Genomic DNA, 3,629 nt, shown 5'->3' on the forward strand with positions numbered 1-3,629 from the left:
AGTTAAATCGGGGTTGGTGTAAAACATCAATACTTGTGCCTATTATTAATTTGCTAATGTAAAATAAAAAAGAGACAGTCAAAATGCTGTCTCTTAATTACTAATAACAATAATACGATTATGTTTTACTAATAGTATGCAGTCAGCACCATTTTACGCTTTTGTTACAAAAAAATATTATTTGTTAACCGGTTTGGCGATAGTACCGGCATCTGCGGTTTCGGCAAAGCGGGTTTCAGAGTGCGGTATTTTAAATTTATTGTCTTGTAAATAGCGTGTTTTTTTCTCAACAATGGCCAGGTCATAAGTTAAGCCACGCGAAACAGCCAGCTGACGAGCTTCGGCCAGGTCCTGTTTAGCTTGGGCGTAATCGCCATAGTCGGCTTTTACGGCGGCAAGGTCAAGCAGGTTGGCGATGGTGTGCCTGTCGTCATTTTGCTGGCGCGATATGGTAATGCTTTGCAGCAGGAACCATTTGGCTTCGGCCAGTCGGTTTTGTTTCATATACATCTGGGCCAGATCACTAAAGTTATAGCTGGCCGCGTTGTACACATGGAAACGCATATTATGCTGTGCGGTTCTCATAACCGATTCCTCAATCATGGCCAGCATATAAGGTGTACGCTCAAGAGTGATTGGCTGGATCTTTACTTTAGCTATCGTTGGAACAGGCAGCCTTTTGATGGAGTTGTTGCGCGCATAAGCCATTTGCGGAGACCGGATACGCTTATTGAATGGTTTGTAATACCATTGCGCCGATGCATTGAACCCAACAGAGCATAAAATAATAAGTAGGAAATATCTCATTTAATCTTTTTTCCTGGGTTTAAACCGTGTAATTTTAAATTAATCAGCTTAACAAATGTAATTATTTGTTAACGGGAAAACAATATTTGTAAAAGGCAGCAAACACATAAACGCTTAAATGCCACTGTTATTTTACAAATGCCGAATTTATACCTTTCTACGGAAAAAATAAATTTAGGTTTTAGTTAAAAACTTCGATATCCCCGTCATGCAGTGCCCATACCATATAAGGATGGGTATCCGAGTGATAGATCTGCCCGTCGGTAGTAATACCTATAACACCCGCGAAGCCGTCATAAGGCTTCATTTCATCAAGGGTTTTCTCGGTAGCAGCCATGAGGGCCATGCCATCGGTTACGCGTGTAACAATTTTAACAGCTACCGATCCGCTTACAATATCTTCGCCTACGCCGGTACATGAAACGCCGGCAAACTCATTAGCATAATTACCCGCAGTAGTGGCCGAATCGCTAACGCGACCGGGAATTTCAAAGCCTTTACCTCCGGTACTGGTGGCGGCAGCCAGGTTGCCATGCACATCAAGCGCAACGCAGCCTACGGTACCAAGCCTGATGGAATCGCTTAGTTTTTGTTCGTATTCATGACGGCGCTGCGGGATTTCGGGATTGTAGTATTTGTGACCGTTTTCTATAGCAAAATCGCACGCTCCTTTGCCGCTCAATACACGGTCATCATAAGCTTGCAGTTTTTCGGCTACACAGATAGGGTTTTTAACATCCTCAATGTTGATAACGCCCGAAAAACGCTGGGTTTTGCCATCCATCAAGGAGGCACTGAGGCGGATCTTGCCATCGCTCTGGATCTGTGATCCCGTTCCGGCATTAAAAAGCTCGCAATCTTCAAGCAACCGTACTGTGTAAACGGCCGTTTCGGCAGCAGTATGGTGTTGCAGATGTTTATATCCTAACTGCACTATGCCGTTCAGGGCTTCCTGTTTGGCCAGCTTTACTTCCTGGTTGGTATGCGATTCGCTAAAAAAACCGCCGTGAATAATTATTTTCATAATTATAAATTAAGTAGATGTACCTGCATAAATAAGGCCAGGGTGTTTATAAAGAACTTTATGCAGTTGAAATTATTGTAAAAGCTTGCTACCCGGTGCATTTATAAAAACTCCTTCTTCAACCTTCATGCTTTTTTTTATTAATAAACGGTGTTGTACCAGGTCGTACTTATCATATATCGACATGACATGCACCTTCAGATTTTCGATAGATACCGGCGAGCCAAGCTCCACATCATAAATATTGGTTGATACGATATTACGACCATCAACCAAAATAATGAGGCCCGAACCAATAGCTTCCATCATATAGCCTTCGGTGATCAGCAAACCTGTGTCTTCGCCCAAACCAATCCCCAAAATACCGGGATTGGTTGCTACTGCGTACATTAACCGCCCTATCCGGCCGCGCTGTACAAAGTGTGTATCCACAATAACCGAGTCGATAAAACCAAGCCCGGCGGTTATTTGCACCTCACCTTTAACAAGGGCTTCGTTGCTTTGTCCGCGGTAGATCATGTGTGTTGAAGCCGCCGCAGCACCTGCCGAAGTCCCGGCTATCACAAAGTTTTCTTTTTGGTAGCGTTGTTTCAGGATCTGCAAAAATTCGGTGCCACCAAAAATGGCTGTCAGCCTGAGCTGGTCGCCGCCGCTGAACATTACTACATCGGCCTTGCGGATCCTATCGAGGTATTCTTTATTGCCGGCATCTTCGCGGCTTTTGATGTGCAGTACGTTAACATTGGTAACGTTAAGCTGGCCGAAGGCTTTGATATATTCCGCGCCAACAAGCTCCGGAATTTGCGAGGCAGTGGTGATCACCTCAATTTGTGAGCCTTCGTGCTTCGCAGATTCGTTAATTATGCGCCTTAATATGCCTTGTTCAAAAAATTTGATATAATCTGGTTGCAAAATGTGCTCCTGAAGAGTAACATTACTCCCCATATCAACCGCGCCACCTATAATTATTAGTTTACCTTTCGGGACAATCATGATTATTTCACAATATCTTAATACAACTATATACAAATTACGACAAAAACCTGCACAAACACAGGAACTAATAATAAATAATGGCTTTTTGACATCAAAAATTTTATTCCCGTGTTATGTTTTATAGTTTTAAGGAGAAATTAGACTGACAAAAAATAGCATTCTACATACATGAAGATAGAAAATATTCAGGTACTACGCGGACCCAACATTTGGAGCATCAGGCGCAAAAAATTAATACAAATGCGGCTTGATCTGCAGGAGATGGAGCACCGCCCTACTAACGAAATAGATGGCTTTTATGAACGCCTTGAAAAGCTGCTGCCATCATTATACAGCCACCGTTGCTCGCCCGGTGTACCCGGAGGTTTTTTTCAGCGGGTGGTTGCCGGCACCTGGATGGGGCATGTTATTGAGCACATCGCTTTAGAGATCCAAACCCTTGCCGGCATGGATACCGGTTTCGGCCGTACCCGCGAAACCAAAACCAGGGGTGTATACAACGTTGTATTCGCTTACCTGGAAGAAAAAGTTGGCGTTTTTGCCGCCGAATCGTCCGTACGCATTGCTGAAGCCCTTATTAAAGGCGAAGATTATAACCTGGATGCTGATATCCAGCAAATGCGCGAGATCAGGGAAAACACCCGTTTAGGGCCAAGTACCGGATCAATTGTGGAAGAGGCTATAGCGAGGGATATCCCATGGATCAGGCTCAACAATCAATCGTTAGTGCAGCTGGGTTACGGTAAAAACCAGGTACGTTTCCGTGCTACCATGACCGAAAAAACAAGCAGCATAGCCGTTG

The 3,629-nt window shown here is 43.9% G+C and carries 4 protein-coding genes; 1 reads left to right on the forward strand and 3 read right to left on the reverse strand.

The features are described 5' to 3' along the window. Positions 1 to 177 precede the first annotated feature (177 nt). The 3 genes from VF500_RS09790 to VF500_RS09800 all read right to left on the reverse strand — a co-directional run bounded on the left by VF500_RS09790 (position 178) and on the right by VF500_RS09800 (position 2,824). A complete protein-coding gene (locus VF500_RS09790) occupies positions 178 to 807 on the reverse strand; it encodes a hypothetical protein (protein WP_330859501.1) in 630 nt (209 codons plus the stop codon). 181 nt (positions 808 to 988) lie between these two features. Continuing rightward, entirely contained in the window at positions 989 to 1,831 is an 843-nt protein-coding gene (locus tag VF500_RS09795) for an isoaspartyl peptidase/L-asparaginase (RefSeq protein WP_330859502.1), read from the reverse strand. 72 nt (positions 1,832 to 1,903) lie between these two features. Then, on the reverse strand, positions 1,904 to 2,824 hold the full coding sequence (locus tag VF500_RS09800) for a cyanophycinase (RefSeq protein ID WP_330859503.1): 921 nt from the start codon (positions 2,822 to 2,824) through the stop codon (positions 1,904 to 1,906). 171 nt (positions 2,825 to 2,995) lie between these two features. On the opposite strand from VF500_RS09800, the gene VF500_RS09805 reads away from it, so the two are divergent. Continuing rightward, on the forward strand, positions 2,996 to 3,629 hold a 634-nt coding region (locus VF500_RS09805; RefSeq protein ID WP_414688572.1), incomplete at its 3' end, for a cyanophycin synthetase family protein.

Origin of the sequence: Mucilaginibacter sp. (assembly GCF_036383575.1) — a bacterium.
Classification (GTDB): Bacteria; Bacteroidota; Bacteroidia; order Sphingobacteriales; family Sphingobacteriaceae; genus Mucilaginibacter.

Coding starts and splice junctions, on each gene's coding strand:
- VF500_RS09795 (WP_330859502.1), bottom strand. CDS start 1,831: ATGAAAATAATTATTCACGGCGGTTTTTTTAGCGAATCGCATACCAAC.
- VF500_RS09790 (WP_330859501.1), bottom strand. CDS start 807: ATGAGATATTTCCTACTTATTATTTTATGCTCTGTTGGGTTCAATGCA.
- VF500_RS09800 (WP_330859503.1), bottom strand. CDS start 2,824: ATGATTGTCCCGAAAGGTAAACTAATAATTATAGGTGGCGCGGTTGAT.